Genomic DNA, 14,995 nt, shown 5'->3' on the forward strand with positions numbered 1-14,995 from the left:
GGGCCTGTCTTGCGATTGCCTAAAGCTGGTTCTTAGCTGGATCGAGGGTTAGGCAGCCACAGAGATAGCCCTGCCCCGATCACCAGCAGTGCGACGTTACAACCAAGCGCTACGGCGAAGGCGTGAGAATAGGAACTGAATTCCTGTCCGGCTCCAAGCACGCTGAAGAAGATGCCGCCGATAATTGCAACGCCGAGCGCTGCGCCGATCTGGAATGTCGAGATGACGATTCCGGATGCAAGGCCGGCGTGGCGCTGATCGATCCCGCCGATCACAGCCTTGATGACGGACGGCATCACGATACCGAACCCGACACCGGCCACCACAAGCCCGATCTCGATATATCCTGCCAGTACGCCTGAAACAGCCAGCACGACCGCTCCGAAGCCGAGAATCTGTATGACGAAACCGAGCGTCAGCGCGCGAGGTCCCAAGCGTCGCATGATCTCGGCTGACAGGAATGACGCGGTAAAATAGCCGATACCGAACGGGAGCGTCCGCAACCCTGCTTCGAGCGGTGTCAGGGTCAAGCCGCCTTGCAGGTAGATGGAAAACATCAGGTAGAAGGCCGAGAGCATGTAGAAAACCAAGGCCATCGCGACACCGATCGCAAAGCCGCTTTCGCTAAACAGCGATAGGTCCACTAGCGGAAAGCCGCCGCGCCTCATCAGCCGTCTTTCAAAAAGGATGAAGGCTGTGAGCATCACCGGGAAGGCCATGAGCATGGCGGTGATCCACCATGGCCAGCCACTGTCGCGGCCTTCCACGAGTGGATAGACGAGAAGACCAAGCGTAGCAGAAAGCAGCAGTACCCCGCCGAGATCGAGTTTCTGCGCGTGCTCGGCGCGCGAATCCTTCAGAAAGATCAGGCTGCCAATGAAGGCTGCAAGGCCGATCGGAATATTGATCAGGAAAATCGCCTGCCAGGTGAAGCCGAGGGGATGCGACGACACCAATACACCGCCGAGGATCTGTCCAACGATATTGGCGAGCCCGAATGTCGCCCCATAGAGGCCGAGAGCCTTTCCCTGCTCCGATGGCGGAAACAGCACGCGGATCGAGGCGAGCACCTGCGGCGCCATTGCGGTTGCCGTCAGGCCTTGCAGGATGCGTCCCGCGATCAGCACCCCGGGCGACCAGGCGAAGCCGCATAGTACTGAGGCAAGTGTGAAACCGGCGACGCCGACGGTGAACATCCGCTTGCGTCCGAGCCAATCACCCAACCTGCCGCCGGTGATGAGGAATACCGCATAGGTGGCGGCATAGGCGGAAATGATGAATTGCAGCTCGCTCGATGAAGCCCCGAGGCTCTGCCTGATAGCTGGCAGTGCCAGATTGACGACATTGAAATCCAGAATGGGGAGGAACGCGCCTGTCAGCAGGACCGGTAGCGCAAGCCAGCGGCGCGGATCGCCTGCCGTCTCGCCGGTGCCAGGATTCGGCTGAATTCGTCTATCGATGTTCATGACATGCTCCCGACCGTCGCACGTCGCCGGGCGATCGTTCCGTTGTGTTCAGTTGAAGTGGTGACCTCAAAGCGAAGGATGTTTCCGATGCCAATCCGTCACCTGCTGATAGGCGTGGCCGGCCCGCACCAGCAGGGCCTCGTCCAGATGCCGCCCAACCAGCTGGAAGGAGAGAGGCATCCCCTCTTTCGTAAACCCGCCGGGGAGAGTGATCGTGGGGCTGCCCGACATATTGAAAGGCGTAACGAAGCGCAGGAAGGCGGTGAGTTCCGCCGGCCTGGTGAATAACTCAGCTTCCTGCGCCACCGTGAAATCGGCAAGAGGCTGCGTCGGGATCAAAAGGAGATCGACGTCGGCAAACAGGGTTGCCAATGCGCCGCTAAAAGCGAGGCGGGCATGATGCGCCTTCATCAAGTCGCTGCCGGTAACCGTGCGGCCGTGTTTGATCAGGCCGGCTATGGTGCCGCTCTCGGCAGGCCCGTACTCCGCCGCGCGGGCTGGATAGGTCGCGGTATGAGCGAGAGCTGTTTCGACGCCGGCATAGGATCCCCAGGCTTCGTTCACCGCACGGTGATCGGGCAGTCTTACCGGAACGATGGTTCCGCCCAATTCCTGCAACGCACGGGCAGCGCTGCGCAGTGCAGCCACGATCTCGTCGTTTACATCGGTCTCGTTGTAGGCGGTATCGATGCCGATCCGCACGCCTCGTATTCCCACATCGATACAGGCGAGATAATCGGGAACTGGCGCCACCAGTGATGTGGGGTCGTTAGGGTCCAGGCCGGCGATGACGCCGAGCATCGCACCGGCATCAGCGGCCGACCTTGCCATCGGGCTGACGTGGTCGAGACTATCAGCGAGCGGAAAGACACCGTGCCGGCTGACACGGCCCCAGGTCGGCTTCAATCCGGTCACGCCGTTTGCGGCAGAGGGAAAACGGATCGAGCCGCCGGTATCGCTACCCAAGGTCGCAAAACAGAGGCCGGCGGCGGTTGCCACGCCCGAACCGCTGGATGAGGCACCAGCATAACAAGCTTCGTTCCACGGGTTTCGTGGCGGGGCGATCGTGGGGTGATGTTTGGCGAAGACACCTTCGGTCAATTGCAGCTTGCCGAGAAGAATGGCGCCGGCTTCGGCCAGGCGTTTGACCACGGTCGCATCGGAATTTGGCTTGCGATCCGCGTGAGTGGGCATGCCCGCAGCCGTGACAATACCGGCTGTATCGTAGATGTCCTTAAGGGCGATAGGAATGCCGTGCAGCGCGCCGCGATAGTATCCTGCCGAAATATCGGCCTCGGCCTGACGGGCTTGCGTCAAGGCGAGCTCCGGCGTCACCGTTGCATAGGCTCTAAGCTGCGGATCGAGCGCGGCGATCCGATCCAGCATGGCCTGCGTCAGTTCCACGGGACAGATGATGCCCGACCTGATTGCGTCGGCAGTCTCCATCAGGGTCGGATAGTGCCAGTCCGTCATTTTCGTCCCCTGCGGTTCAAAGCGGTTCCGGATGCGTGCCGCCTTACCTGTCAGGATTTCGAGGCCGCATATCGTGTTCCGCAACAAGTTAGTCGTGGCTTGATAATAATGAAACTGGATGTATCTATATATCAGAGATAACATTCGGGTATGATTGCCATGAAGACGCTTGACGTCGAAGCAGTGCAGGCATTCGTCTTAGTCGCCGACTTTCAGAGCTTTACGCGTGCGGCCGAGGCGCTCGATACCTCTCAAGCCGCGATCAGCATGAAGCTCAAGAGGCTGGAAGATCGACTTGGTGAAAAGCTGATCGAGCGAACGCCAAGACTGGTCCGGCTGTCTGCGCGTGGTGCCGAATTCCTCAATGTGGCGCGTGATTTCCTTGCGGCGCATGAACGTGCCATGGCGGGGCTGAGCGCAACGTCCCGGCGCCTCACGCTCGGCATCGCCGATCAGATTGCCGGCCCGGAGCTTCCCATGCTTTTGGCCCGGCTTCATGCCCATGACCCCGCCTTACTGATCGAGGTGCAGATCGGAGCCTCGCGAAACTTGCTGGATGATTTCGATCGTGGAGCGTTGGACGCGGCGATCGTTCGACGCGAAGATGATCGCCGCGATGGAGAGCTCTTGTCGCAGGAACGTTTCGGATGGTTTGCGGCCCCCGGATTCGAGCGCAGGGAGGGCGAACCGCTCCGTCTGGCATCACTCTCTGCCTCTTGTGGAGTGCGTAACATCGCAACCAGGGCACTGGACGGGGCAAGTGTGAGCTGGGTCGAGGTCTTCCTCGGCGGCGGCATGGCGGCGGTCACAGCGGCTGTAACAGCGGGCCTCGCCGTCGGAGCGCTGGCGCATCGTGTTGCTCCCATCGGCGTGGTGGAGGTCAGCGAAAAGCTCGGTCTTCCGCCATTGCCGCTATCCAAGATTATTCTTCACTCGACCTTGTCGGATCCCCGTTCGCGCGGAGCGCTACGCACGCTTGCGGCCGCCTTTCGCGAACATCGGGCGTCGATCGTGTGACAACTCCATTCCGAAAGGCGGCTCGACCGGAGACACAGGATTTCCTATAATCCTAGAGGACGGCTCGCTTGAGATCGCGGGCGATACACTTGGCGGGAAGCCGATATCATGGATCAGCGCAACAGTGCCGCGACCACTCTTCACTCCAGCAGAAGCCGTGGCTGGAAGAGCCTTGAAGCAGACTTCATCCATATTCAGGCCGGCCGCACGCATGTGCCGGGATCGCAGACGCATCGGCTCGGCATTCACTTTGGGCGTGCCGTCAACGCCCATTGCCAGTGCGACGGCCGGCACCATCACCGCCAGCAGGCACACGGCGATATTGACCTCGTTCCCGCGGGGTTGGATGGCTGGTGGGAGGATGATCGTGATTGCACCATCCTGCGGCTGACGATCCGGCCGGAACTGCTTCATGCCGCCGCCCGCGAACTCGGCCGAGATCCGGAAACCATTGCACTGGCACCGAAATTCCAGCTTCGCGATCCCAGGCTCGAATCGATCGCCTGGGCCATCAAGGCGGAAATCGAAGCGCCCGTGCCGTCCGACAGCACCTATGCAGAGACTTTGGGCATGGCGCTCGCCATCCGCCTAGTGGAAAGCAATGCGCAGAAGCGGATAGAGATAGCGACCACGCGAGCGACGTTGAGCAGCCGGCAACAGCGGGCTTTGGCGGAATTCATCGAAGAGCATATCGATCAATCGCTGTCGCTTGCCGATCTGGCCGCAGTCGCTGGACTCAGCGTATCGCACTTGAAACCGCTGTTTCGCGCCAGCTTCGGCATGCCGGTTCATCATTATGTTCTAACGCGCCGTGTAGCGCGCGCCAGAGCGCTCATCCTCGCCGCTGATATGCCGCTCGCGCAGGTGGCCTTGGAAAGCGGCTTTGCCCATCAGAGCCATATGGCCCATTGGATGCGGCGTATTCTCGGGCTCACGCCCGGCATGATAAGCCGAATGCATTCCTGACCTCGATCGTCGTCCGATCCTGCGGCAGACCGTCCGATCCTGCGCGATCCCCTCTGCGCCGATGGGTAATGTCGCGGGGAGATGAACAGGAGAAGACACGATGCATGTCATTTTAGGCGCTAGCGGAAAAATTGGCCGCAAGACGATTGCCGCTTTGCGCAAGGCGGGCGCTCCCGTCCGCGCGGTGTTGCGCAATCCCTCGCAGGCATCAGCATTTTCAGAACTCGGTTGCGAGATCGCCATCGCTGACTTGAACGATCGCCAGGCGCTGGCCGCGGCGATGAGCGGCGCTCACTCCGTCCAGGTTATCTGCCCCGTCGATATTCGCGCCGAACATGCGCGTTCGAGAATCCAGAACCTGATCGATTCACTGGCCGAGGCATTGGCATCGACTAATCCTCAGACCATCCTTGCCATCTCTGACTATGGCGCGGAGCAGAGTTCCGGCACTGGCGTCACTTTGCTCTTCTACGCTTTGGAGGCGCGGCTGCGAAAACTCGACTCCCGGCTGATTTTCCTGCGATCGGCCGAGCACATGGAGAATTGGGGACGTTTGGCGAAGGTCGCTGCCGAGAGTGGGCGATTACCAAGCTTCTATCATCCGCTGACCAAGCTGCTTCCCACCGTCTCCGCCTTCGACGTGGGTTCCATTGCCGCCGAACTGCTGCTGGAAGACAAGGACACGAAACTGCGGATCGTCCATGCCGAAGGTCCACAGCGCTATACGCCAAATGACGTGGCGGCGGCGATAGGCCTTCTGGCTGGCCGGAGCGTCGTCGCTTTGCCGGTGCCGGAGACCGAATGGCAGGCTGCGCTGATGCGGGCCGGTCTTTCCGAAGGCTACGCGAAATTACTGGTCGAGCTGTATGTCGCCCATAATGCCGGCCGGATAGATGCCGAACCTGGTGTGGGCGAGATCTGGCGCGGCAAGACTGAGTTGATTGATGCACTGCGGCCGCTTCTTGCCGCATCAAGCTGAGTCTGGGCTGGTCCCACGGCCCTCCTTCAGATCGATATCAACGGGTGCGAGCGCGCCGCCTTACAGCGCGGTTGCGCCGTCGCCTGCGTAAAATCGATTGGCTTTATGGCACTGCACACTGTAGTATGTTGCGGTTGCCATGTGTCTCCGATCGATGACGCCAGACCACTGCGGCTCGAACGGTTGGCGGTAGCCGGTATCAACCCGCTTATCCAGCCGTGGATCACCCTGAAATGCGAGTCGCTTCGCGCGGACATAGTCTGAAAAACTAGAATGACTTTCGCAAATTGCAGGGAAATACGGCTCTAGCGCGCAGAGCCCCTAAAAGCGCACAATCCCCCTTGCTACGAAGCGTTTACAAGCGCTTGTCGCGCCGGCATCTGGAGGAGATGCCGGCTACCTTTATGACATGCACTGGCGTTGGGAACGCTTAGGGAGGAACTATGTTTGAACGATTTTTCAAATTGAGTGAGCACGGCACGTCCGTGCGCACCGAGCTCATCGCAGGCGTGACGACGTTCTTGACGATGTCCTACATCATCTTCGTCAACCCGGACATCCTGTCGACCACCGGCATGGATCGCAACGCCGTCTTCGTCGCAACCTGTCTTGCTGCGGCCTTGGGCTCGTTCGTCATGGGAACCGTCGCCAATTGGCCGATCGGATTGGCGCCGGGCATGGGCCTCAATGCCTTCTTTGCCTTTACCGTCGTAGCCGCCCTCGGCTTTACATGGCAGCAGGCGCTTGGCGCAGTCTTCATTTCAGGCGGGATCTTCGTCCTGTTGACGGTGACCGGCGTGCGCAGCTGGCTCATAGCCGGCATCCCGCACTCGCTTAGAAGCGCGATCGCCACCGGTATCGGCCTGTTTCTGGCGATCATTGCGCTGAAGAGCGCCGGGATCGTCGTCGCCAACAAGGCAACGCTTATCGGTCTCGGTGATCTGAAGCAGTCCGGCCCGCTTCTCGCAATCTTCGGCTTCTTCGTCATCGCTGTTCTCGATGCCTTGCGGGTCAAAGGTGCGATCCTGATCGGCATTCTTGCCGTCACTGTTCTCTCCTGGATCATCGGTGCCAGCCAGTTCCACGGCATTGTCTCGATGCCGCCTTCCATCATGCCGACCTTCATGCAGCTCGATATTGTCGGGGCACTTCATGGCGGCCTGATCCACATCATCCTCGTCTTCGTGCTCGTTGAAGTTTTCGATGCGACCGGAACGCTGATCGGCGTTGCCAAGCGCGCGAACCTTATCGGCGAGGGAAAGCCGAGCCGCTTGAGCCGGGCCCTGCTCGCCGACAGCGCGGCCATTGTTGCCGGCTCGCTGATGGGCACGAGCAGCACGACAGCCTTTGTCGAGAGCGCTTCGGGTGTTCAAGCGGGCGGTCGCACGGGCCTGACGGCGCTGACGATTGCCGTGCTCTTCATCGCAGCCCTGTTCTTTTCTCCACTCGCAGCCTCTGTTCCAGCCTATGCGACCGCTCCGGCTCTGCTTTACGTCGCCGGTCTGATGATGCGCGAGCTGACGGAGATTGAATGGGATGATCTGACCGAAGCGGCACCTGCAGCGCTCACTGCACTGGCCATGCCTTTCACCTACTCGATCGCCAATGGCCTCGCCTTCGGCTTCATCAGCTACGTCGTCCTCAAGGTGTTCACCGGCCGATGGAAGACGCTTCATCTGGCGACGCAGATTGTTGCAGCCCTGTTCATCGTGCGCTTTGCCTTCTTCGCAGATTAACGCGAGCATGTTTCAACGAGCCGGGGCATCCTGTGGATGCCCCGGCCCGTTTGGGTTTTGCCTTGGAGCAGCCGGCTCTACGTCTTGAAAGGTTGCGCTCTCTCAGAAAGCGCCGCGAGGTCTTCAGCAAGACGCACGGGCAAGTCCATGCGTTCATGCAAAATGCTCATGACACCGAGATCGCCGTTATCGAGTTCGCGGAAGAAGACGTAGTGATGTCCGTAGCGACTGAAATACGCCTCGCGTTGGACATCGCTAGGAACCGCAAGCTTCTGCGGAAGCTGGCGCCAAAGCGCCTTAGTTTCACAAAGACGCGTCAAATGTGCATGAAGTCCGGTGATGTAGGTGACCGTCTGCGGCTCGCCCCATCTCTCAACTGTGTCGCGCCAAATCTTGTCCTGCGCCGCGTCCGCGCGAGGGTAAAACCGATACGCCGCCATGTCAGCGACGCTGGTTGCGGCGGATGACGTCCTCGGCTGTGACAGTGACAAATTCACCGTCATCCGCGCGCATGGCGGGAGCCAGTTCCTTTGCCAAGGCCTCCCACGCCTCGTCCCGTGTCTGCAAGTCGCGACGAATCAACGCTCGAATATACTCGCTGGCATTTTCATAAAGGCCGTCTTCGCCAATCTGCTGCTGAACATGAGCCTGTAGCAGGCCGCCGACCTTCACATGAATGCTTCCCGATGCCATTGGCATACCCTTTCGTTCTGCCTAATTGTGGGTAGCGTAGCACATATTGTCAATATTCATCACAGCACATCAGTTGAATGACCTGATCAGGCCGCGCCAACGGGCGCAACGGCTTCTGCGCGGGATAGCTTCGATTGTCGCTACTGTCCCAGCAAAGTACCTCCTCGAAGAGGCGGGCGGGTGCCGGTGAATAATTCGAGTCGGTTCGCTCCTGAGTGTCGATCCAGAAGAATCTGCACAAACTCACAAGGAGGGCGCCGCGGTTGCGGCACCCTCCCTTAACATCTCACCTGATCCCATCCCGATCAGCGGATCAGGAACGGCTGCTCAAAGAAATGCTCTTCCAGATTGACGCCTTCGCCGCCGCGGTCGACGACGGCAAAGTCGGAGATGCCGTCGAGTGGCGTCAGGATGCCGTGCCAGACATTGCGCCCGATGTTGACGCCCTGCCCGGGCTTCGTCCGGAAGGCCAGCGGTTCGCTCGGTCCATTTGCCGTTTCCCGCGCGACGACAATCAGGAATGGATTATCTGACAGGGGGATGAAGGCTTGGCTGCCGAGAGGGTGCCGCTCGACCATCTTCAGCTCCAGCGGCAGCATATAGGGCTCTCCGCGCAGCAGGCTGATCATCGCGCGCGCCTTCTCACCGGTCGTCTCGATCTTGGCGAGGTCATGGTATCGGACGCATTTGCCAGCGTTGATGGGATAGTTATAGGCACCTTCCGTCTCGATCACCTCGCCGAAGGGGAAGAAGGCGACGCTCGTCAACGGCTGTATCTCGATCACTTTCATTCACGCTCTCCTTGTTTCTGATCTTGCGGTGTAGAGCCCGGCCCTCACGCGGCGGTCCGTTGGTTGGAGCGAGGCAGGCCCTGCCCGTCTCCAAACATGGCGGCGAGCCGAAGAAACGCGATCCGCTCTACCTGGCGGCAGGCAGAGGCGAATTCGGTGTCGCGGTCATTCTCCAGCCGGGTCTCGAACGAGGCCAGAATTCCGGATTTTGAATGGTCGCGTACGGCGATGATGAACGGGAAACCGAATTTTGCGATGTAGCGATTGTTGAGATCGGTGAAACGTGTGTGTTCCTCGACCGTCAGCGCGTCGAGGCCGGCGGAGGCCTGTTCCTCCGTCGAGCTCGCGGTCAGGCGCTTGGCCTGCGCCAGCTTGCCGGCAAGATCGGGGTGAGCGGTGAGTACGCCAAGCCGCTCCTCTTCGCTTGCCGCGCGAAACTCGAAGGCGAGCGCGGCGTGGAGGCCGATTGCGGTATCATTCGCCGGCGAAAGTTCGCCGCTAAAGGCCCGATGCGCGATCCAGGGCGAATGTTCGAAGATGCCGCCGAAGCGCTCGACGAAGTCACCCTCCGCCATCTGCGACGGCCGTTCCGTGGCCGGCTTCGGCGGATGGGCCTTTGCCCAATGCTCGGCGATGTCGACGCGGCGGGCGATCCAGACCTTCTCGTGGCTCTGAACGTAGTCGATGAAGCGGGCGAGCGCCATGACGCGGCCGGGCCTGCCGATCAGCCGGCAATGCAGGCCGATGCTCATCATCTTCGGGTGGCCGGCAGCACCTTCCGCATAGAGTGCATCGAAGGAATCCTTCAGGTAGCTGAAGAACTGATCACCGCTATTGAAGCCCTGGGGCGTCGCAAAGCGCATGTCGTTGGTATCGAGCGTATAGGGGATAATGAGCTGATGGCGATCGCCATGCTCGTACCAATAGGGAAGATCGTCGGCATAGGTGTCGGAGATATAGTCGAAGCCGCCGGCCTTCGTCACCAGATCGACGGTGTTGACCGAACAGCGGCCGGTATACCAGCCGCGCGGCCGCTCGCCGGTGATGAGCGTGTGCAGGCGAACCGCCTCGGCGATTGCCGCGCGTTCCTCGTCCGGCCCCATATCCTTGTGCTCGACCCATTTGAGGCCATGCGAGGCAATTTCCCAGCCGGCTTTCAGCATGGCGTCGACCTGAGCCGGGGAACGCTTCAGCGCGGTTGCGACGCCGTAGACCGTAACAGGCAGCTGCCTCTCCGTGAAAAGTCGGTGGAGGCGCCAGAAGCCGGCGCGAGCGCCATATTCGTAGATCGATTCCATGTTCCAGTGGCGCTGACCTGGCCATTGGGAGGCACCCACGATTTCCGAAAGAAAGGCTTCGGATGCGGCATCGCCATGCAGCACGCAGTTCTCGCCGCCCTCCTCGTAATTCAGGACGAATTGTACGGCGATGCGTGCATCGTCCGGCCACTGAGCCGCCGGTGGCGTCTGGCCATATCCGTGCATGTCACGGCAATATCGCATGAAACACTCCTCCAAATGTTGTCGATGGCAAATTTCTAACCGCAAATCGCGCGCGCTATTCCCCTTGTAAAATTTGAAAGTCTCGAACGATCCCAGCGCTTTTCAGGGGAATGAGCTTGCCAGATAGTGGAGACAGGAGCACTCGGTTCGGGAGAAAACATGCAGCCTCATTCGCAAGGAGCCGGTCGGCTCACGACCCATGTGCTGGATACGGCGCTCGGCAGGCCCGCCCGGGGTCTGCGCATCGATCTCTACCGGATCGAGGGTGACACGCATCACCATCTCCAGAGCACTGAGACCAATAGCGACGGCCGTTGTGACGGGCCGCTGCTATCGGGGGAAACCATGAAGATCGGCGTATACGAGCTTCGCTTCCATGCGGGCGACTATCTCGGCCGGACATCCGAGGGCCCGAAGTTCCTGGACATCATCCCGATCCGCTTCGGCCTTTCGGATGAAAGCGCGCACTACCATGTGCCGCTGCTCGTCTCGCCCTTCAGCTATTCCACCTATCGTGGGAGCTAGATCATGACGACCCCGGCAATCCGCTCCGAACTGCGTTTCATCCTCAACGGTCAGGATATTTCCTTGAAAGGCGTTGGGCCGAGCCAGACGCTGCTTGACTGGCTGCGCCTTTCCCGTTCGCTTAAGGGCACCAAGGAAGGCTGTGCCGAGGGCGACTGCGGCGCCTGCACCGTGCTTGTGGGACGGCTCACACCCGAGGGCCGCCTCGTCTATGAGGGGGTCAATGCCTGCATACGCTTCCTGGGTTCGCTCGACGGCTGCCATGTCGTGACCATAGAACATGTCACAGGCCGCGACGGCAACCTGCACCCGGTACAGCAAGCCATGATCGAATGTCATGGCTCGCAATGCGGTTTCTGCACGCCGGGCTTCGTCATGTCGCTCTATGGGCTCTGGATGCAAACGCCGAACCCGACGGATCAGCAGATCGAAACCGCACTTCAGGGCAATTTGTGTCGCTGCACCGGCTATGAGCCGATCCTGCGCGCCGCACGCGCCATCTCCAGCTACGGCGGGACAAAAAAAGATCCTCTGTTCATCGAGCGCGAAACGATGATTGCGCGCCTGCAGGGCTTACACGATGGCGCCCGCGTCGAGATCGGCGAAGGCCGCAACCGGCTGGTCGTGCCGGCGGACCTTGACGATTTTGCCTCTATTCTGGAGGTGACGCCAACCGCAACCGTGGTCGCGGGCTCCACCGACGTCGGCCTCTGGGTCACCAAGCACATGCGCGATATCTCACCTGCGGTCTTCATTGCCGGGCTCCAGGAGTTGAAGTCCATCGCCGTGAAGGATGGCATCATTTCCATCGGCGCCGGCGTCACCTATTCAGAGGCGATCGCAACGATTTCACAGCACGTTCCGGCGCTCGGCGCGCTGATCACCCGTATCGGCGGCCAGCAGGTGCGCAACATGGGAACGATCGGCGGCAACATCGCCAATGGTTCGCCGATCGGCGATACGCCGCCGCCAATGATCGCGCTCGGGGCATCGCTGACCTTGCGCAAGGGTGCCATCAGGCGCACCGTCGCGCTCGAAGACTATTTCATTGCCTATGGCAAGCAGGATCGCCAGCCCGGCGAATTCGTGGAAGCCGTGCATGTGCCAATCCCCGCCGCAGCCGAAAAATTTGCCATCTACAAGGTGACCAAGCGCAGGGACGAGGACATTACGGCAACGCTTGGCGCTTTCCGCCTCGCGCTCGCCGCCGACGGCACGGTCGAAGATATCCGCATCGCCTATGGCGGCATGGCGGCGACCCCGAAACGTGCCTTTACGGTGGAAAAGGCATTGATTGGCAAGCCCTGGAGCGAAGCCACGGTGGAAGATGCCATGGAACAATACGCCGAGGACTACACGCCGCTCAGCGACATGCGGGCCACCGCGGAATACCGCGCGCTTGCGGCAAAAAACCTTCTTCTCCGGTTCTACCTGGAAACGACGTCAAGTGCGACGCCGGCCCAGGTTTCCAGATACGAGGCTGCATAGGCCATGAACAAGCACACGTCCGACCTTAAGGCAGAAACCATCGTTGGCGGCGTCCATACCAGCCCGCGCCATGATTCCGCGCACAAGCACGTAGCGGGTACGGCAGTCTATATCGACGATATTCCAGAGCCCGCCGGCACGCTGCATGCAGGCCTCGGCCTGTCGAGCGTCGCGCACGGCATTCTGAAATCGGTCGATCTTTCCGCCGTGCGCGCTGCTCCCGGCGTCGTCACCGTGCTGACCCACGAGGATGTGCCCGGGGTTAATGATATCTCGCCCTCCAACATGCATGACGATCCGGTACTTGCGGCCGGCAAGGTCGAGTTTCATGGCCAGCCGATCTTCTGCGTCATTGCCGGGACACGCGAGCAGGCCCGCCGCGCGGCCCGGTTGGCGAAGATCGAATATGAGGAACTGCCTGCTGATATCGACATATGGGATCTCGACGTCTCCACCCACCGGCAGGTGGTCACACCGCTGACGCTGAAGAGGGGCGATGCGGTAACTGAGCTTGAGCGCGCGCCGCGTCGCGTCAAAGGCCGCATGCGGCTTGGCGGGCAGGATCATTTCTATCTCGAAGGGCAGGTATCGCTTGCAGTACCTGGCGAGGACGACGAGGTCATCGTCTACTGCTCGACCCAAGGGCCGAGCGAGACGCAGCATATGGTCGCCCATGCACTCGGCGTGCCGAGCAATGCTGTTACCATCGAGATACGCCGCATGGGCGGCGGCTTTGGCGGCAAGGAAACGCAGGCGAACCAATGTGCCGCGATCGCTGCTATCGCCGCCAAGAAGCTGAACTGCGCCGTCAAGGTGCGGCTCGACCGCGATGAGGACATGACCGCCACCGGCAAGCGGCACGACTTCGCCATCGACTACGATGTCGGCTTCGACGACGAGGGCCGGATCCTTGCCATCGACTACACCTTCGCGCTTCGGGCCGGCTTTTCGGCCGACCTCTCCGGCCCTGTCGGTGACCGCGCGTTGTTCCATTGCGACAACGCTTATTTCTTCCCGCATGTTCACGCGAAATCGGCCCCGCTCTATACCAATACCGTCTCTAACACCGCCTTTCGCGGCTTCGGCGGCCCGCAGGGCATGGTAGGCGCCGAGCGCGTCATCGACGAGGTGGCCTTCGCGGTCGGCAAGGATCCGCTCGATATCCGCAAGCTGAATTTCTATGACGCGATGGGCGTCCAGGGCGAACGTAACCTCACCCCCTATCACCAGAAGGTCGAGGACTGCATCATCCAGCGCATCGTCGCTGAGCTGGAGGAGAGCGCCGACTACGCCGGCCGCCGCAAGGAAATTGCCGAATTCAATGCGAAGAGCCGCATCGTCAAGCGTGGCCTTGCGCTGACGCCGGTGAAATTCGGCATTTCCTTCACCAAGACAGAGTCGAACCAGGCCGGCGCTCTCGTGCATGTCTATAGTGACGGCTCCGTGCACATGAACCATGGCGGCACCGAGATGGGGCAAGGCCTGCATCTGAAGGTCGCTCAGGTGGTGGCTGAGGAATTCCAGATCGATCTCGATCGGGTGAAGATCACCGCCACGACGACGGCCAAGGTGCCGAACACCTCGCCCACGGCTGCTTCGTCCGGTGCGGACCTTAACGGTATGGCGGCACAGAACGCCGCGCGGCAGATCAAGGAGCGGTTGATCGCATTTGCTGCCGAAAGCCATCATGTTTCGCGCGACCAGGTTATCCTCCTGCCCAACCGGGTGCGGATCGGCGATGTCGAGATGCCCTTCGACGATCTCGTCAAGAAGGCCTATATGTCGCGCGTGCAGCTTTCGGCGGCGGGTTTCTACAAGACGCCGAAAATCCACTGGGACCGCTCCAAGGGCCGCGGCCACGCCTTCTATTACTATGCCTATGGCGGCGCGTGCTCGGAGGTCTCCATCGATACGCTAACCGGGGAGTATGTGGTCGAGCGTACGGATATCCTGCACGATACCGGCCGCTCCCTGAACAAGGCGATCGATATCGGGCAGATCGAGGGCGGCTTCATCCAGGGCATGGGTTGGCTGACGACAGAGGAACTGTTCTGGGACAACAAGGGCCGGCTGCGCACCCACGCGCCCTCGACCTACAAAATCCCGCTTGCATCCGACCGGCCGAAGATTTTCAATGTAGCGCTGACAGATTGGTCGGAAGCCTATGAGCCGACGATCCATCGCTCGAAGGCAGTCGGCGAGCCGCCCTTGCCGCTCGGCCTTGCGGTATTGCATGCCCTTTCGGATGCGGTGGCAAGCGTCGCTGACCACAAGATCTGTCCACGGCTCGATGCGCCGGCAACACCCGAGCGGGTGCTGATGGCGATCGAACGGTTGAAAGCAGCGAAAGAAAGGTGAG

At 60.7% G+C, this 14,995-nt stretch carries 13 protein-coding genes; 7 read left to right on the forward strand and 6 right to left on the reverse strand.

All coding sequences use genetic code 11. The features are described 5' to 3' along the window. Positions 1–32: 32 nt before the first annotated feature. Together ACQZ6F_RS30920 and ACQZ6F_RS30925 are read right to left on the reverse strand one after the other, a co-directional pair. Positions 33–1,466, reverse strand: coding sequence for an MFS transporter (locus ACQZ6F_RS30920; RefSeq protein WP_449095006.1), 1,434 nt, complete (start codon positions 1,464–1,466; stop codon positions 33–35). Positions 1,467–1,532: 66 nt separating this feature from the next. After that, a complete protein-coding gene (locus tag ACQZ6F_RS30925) occupies positions 1,533–2,939 on the reverse strand; it encodes an amidase (protein WP_449095007.1) in 1,407 nt (468 codons plus the stop codon). 159 nt (positions 2,940–3,098) lie between these two features. On the opposite strand from ACQZ6F_RS30925, the gene ACQZ6F_RS30930 reads away from it, so the two are divergent. From ACQZ6F_RS30930 to ACQZ6F_RS30945, 4 genes are all read left to right on the forward strand, one after another. After that, complete coding sequence (locus ACQZ6F_RS30930; RefSeq protein WP_449095008.1) at positions 3,099–3,956, forward strand: LysR family transcriptional regulator; 858 nt, start codon at positions 3,099–3,101, stop codon at positions 3,954–3,956. Positions 3,957–4,064: 108 nt separating this feature from the next. Next, complete coding sequence (locus ACQZ6F_RS30935) at positions 4,065–4,922, forward strand: helix-turn-helix domain-containing protein (protein WP_449095009.1); 858 nt, start codon at positions 4,065–4,067, stop codon at positions 4,920–4,922. A 100-nt stretch (positions 4,923–5,022) separates the two neighbouring features. Then, the gene (locus ACQZ6F_RS30940; protein ID WP_449095010.1) at positions 5,023–5,901 is read left to right on the forward strand and encodes an NmrA family NAD(P)-binding protein; all 879 of its coding nucleotides are present in this window, start codon (positions 5,023–5,025) and stop codon (positions 5,899–5,901) included. A gap of 443 nt (positions 5,902–6,344) precedes the next feature. Next, on the forward strand, positions 6,345–7,637 hold the full coding sequence (locus ACQZ6F_RS30945) for an NCS2 family permease (RefSeq protein ID WP_449095011.1): 1,293 nt from the start codon (positions 6,345–6,347) through the stop codon (positions 7,635–7,637). 77 nt (positions 7,638–7,714) lie between these two features. Here the strand turns inward: ACQZ6F_RS30945 and ACQZ6F_RS30950 are convergent, their stop codons facing one another. The 4 genes from ACQZ6F_RS30950 to puuE all read right to left on the reverse strand — a co-directional run bounded on the left by ACQZ6F_RS30950 (position 7,715) and on the right by puuE (position 10,623). Beyond that, positions 7,715–8,077, reverse strand: a complete 363-nt coding sequence (locus tag ACQZ6F_RS30950; RefSeq protein WP_449095012.1) for a type II toxin-antitoxin system RelE/ParE family toxin — start codon at positions 8,075–8,077, stop codon at positions 7,715–7,717. Position 8,078: 1 nt separating this feature from the next. Then, positions 8,079–8,330 carry a ribbon-helix-helix domain-containing protein gene (locus ACQZ6F_RS30955; protein WP_077470639.1) on the reverse strand — a complete coding sequence of 84 codons (252 nt, stop codon included), beginning with the start codon at positions 8,328–8,330 and terminating at the stop codon, positions 8,079–8,081. Positions 8,331–8,635: 305 nt separating this feature from the next. Then, the gene (locus ACQZ6F_RS30960) at positions 8,636–9,121 is read right to left on the reverse strand and encodes an ureidoglycolate lyase (RefSeq protein WP_449095013.1); all 486 of its coding nucleotides are present in this window, start codon (positions 9,119–9,121) and stop codon (positions 8,636–8,638) included. Between the two features lie 44 nt (positions 9,122–9,165). Continuing rightward, on the reverse strand, positions 9,166–10,623 hold the full coding sequence (puuE, locus tag ACQZ6F_RS30965) for an allantoinase PuuE (RefSeq protein ID WP_449095014.1): 1,458 nt from the start codon (positions 10,621–10,623) through the stop codon (positions 9,166–9,168). Between the two features lie 159 nt (positions 10,624–10,782). Here puuE and uraH point away from each other — a divergent pair, with 159 nt between their 5' ends. From uraH to xdhB, 3 genes are read left to right on the forward strand one after another with little or no spacing between them, the layout of a single operon-like run. Continuing rightward, complete coding sequence (gene uraH, locus ACQZ6F_RS30970; RefSeq protein WP_267555212.1) at positions 10,783–11,148, forward strand: hydroxyisourate hydrolase; 366 nt, start codon at positions 10,783–10,785, stop codon at positions 11,146–11,148. Positions 11,149–11,151: 3 nt separating this feature from the next. After that, complete coding sequence (xdhA, locus tag ACQZ6F_RS30975) at positions 11,152–12,636, forward strand: xanthine dehydrogenase small subunit (protein ID WP_449095015.1); 1,485 nt, start codon at positions 11,152–11,154, stop codon at positions 12,634–12,636. A gap of 3 nt (positions 12,637–12,639) precedes the next feature. Continuing rightward, a complete protein-coding gene (xdhB, locus tag ACQZ6F_RS30980) occupies positions 12,640–14,994 on the forward strand; it encodes a xanthine dehydrogenase molybdopterin binding subunit (protein ID WP_449095016.1) in 2,355 nt (784 codons plus the stop codon). Position 14,995: the final 1 nt, after the last annotated feature.

The sequence above is a fragment of the Rhizobium sp. A22-96 genome, assembly GCF_053521805.1.

Coding starts and splice junctions, on each gene's coding strand:
- ACQZ6F_RS30930 (WP_449095008.1), top strand. CDS start 3,099: ATGAAGACGCTTGACGTCGAAGCAGTGCAGGCATTCGTCTTAGTCGCC.
- puuE (WP_449095014.1), bottom strand. CDS start 10,623: ATGCGATATTGCCGTGACATGCACGGATATGGCCAGACGCCACCGGCG.
- xdhA (WP_449095015.1), top strand. CDS start 11,152: ATGACGACCCCGGCAATCCGCTCCGAACTGCGTTTCATCCTCAACGGT.
- xdhB (WP_449095016.1), top strand. CDS start 12,640: ATGAACAAGCACACGTCCGACCTTAAGGCAGAAACCATCGTTGGCGGC.
- uraH (WP_267555212.1), top strand. CDS start 10,783: ATGCAGCCTCATTCGCAAGGAGCCGGTCGGCTCACGACCCATGTGCTG.
- ACQZ6F_RS30925 (WP_449095007.1), bottom strand. CDS start 2,939: ATGACGGACTGGCACTATCCGACCCTGATGGAGACTGCCGACGCAATC.
- ACQZ6F_RS30960 (WP_449095013.1), bottom strand. CDS start 9,121: ATGAAAGTGATCGAGATACAGCCGTTGACGAGCGTCGCCTTCTTCCCC.
- ACQZ6F_RS30945 (WP_449095011.1), top strand. CDS start 6,345: ATGTTTGAACGATTTTTCAAATTGAGTGAGCACGGCACGTCCGTGCGC.
- ACQZ6F_RS30935 (WP_449095009.1), top strand. CDS start 4,065: ATGGATCAGCGCAACAGTGCCGCGACCACTCTTCACTCCAGCAGAAGC.
- ACQZ6F_RS30950 (WP_449095012.1), bottom strand. CDS start 8,077: ATGGCGGCGTATCGGTTTTACCCTCGCGCGGACGCGGCGCAGGACAAG.
- ACQZ6F_RS30940 (WP_449095010.1), top strand. CDS start 5,023: ATGCATGTCATTTTAGGCGCTAGCGGAAAAATTGGCCGCAAGACGATT.
- ACQZ6F_RS30920 (WP_449095006.1), bottom strand. CDS start 1,466: ATGAACATCGATAGACGAATTCAGCCGAATCCTGGCACCGGCGAGACG.
- ACQZ6F_RS30955 (WP_077470639.1), bottom strand. CDS start 8,330: ATGGCATCGGGAAGCATTCATGTGAAGGTCGGCGGCCTGCTACAGGCT.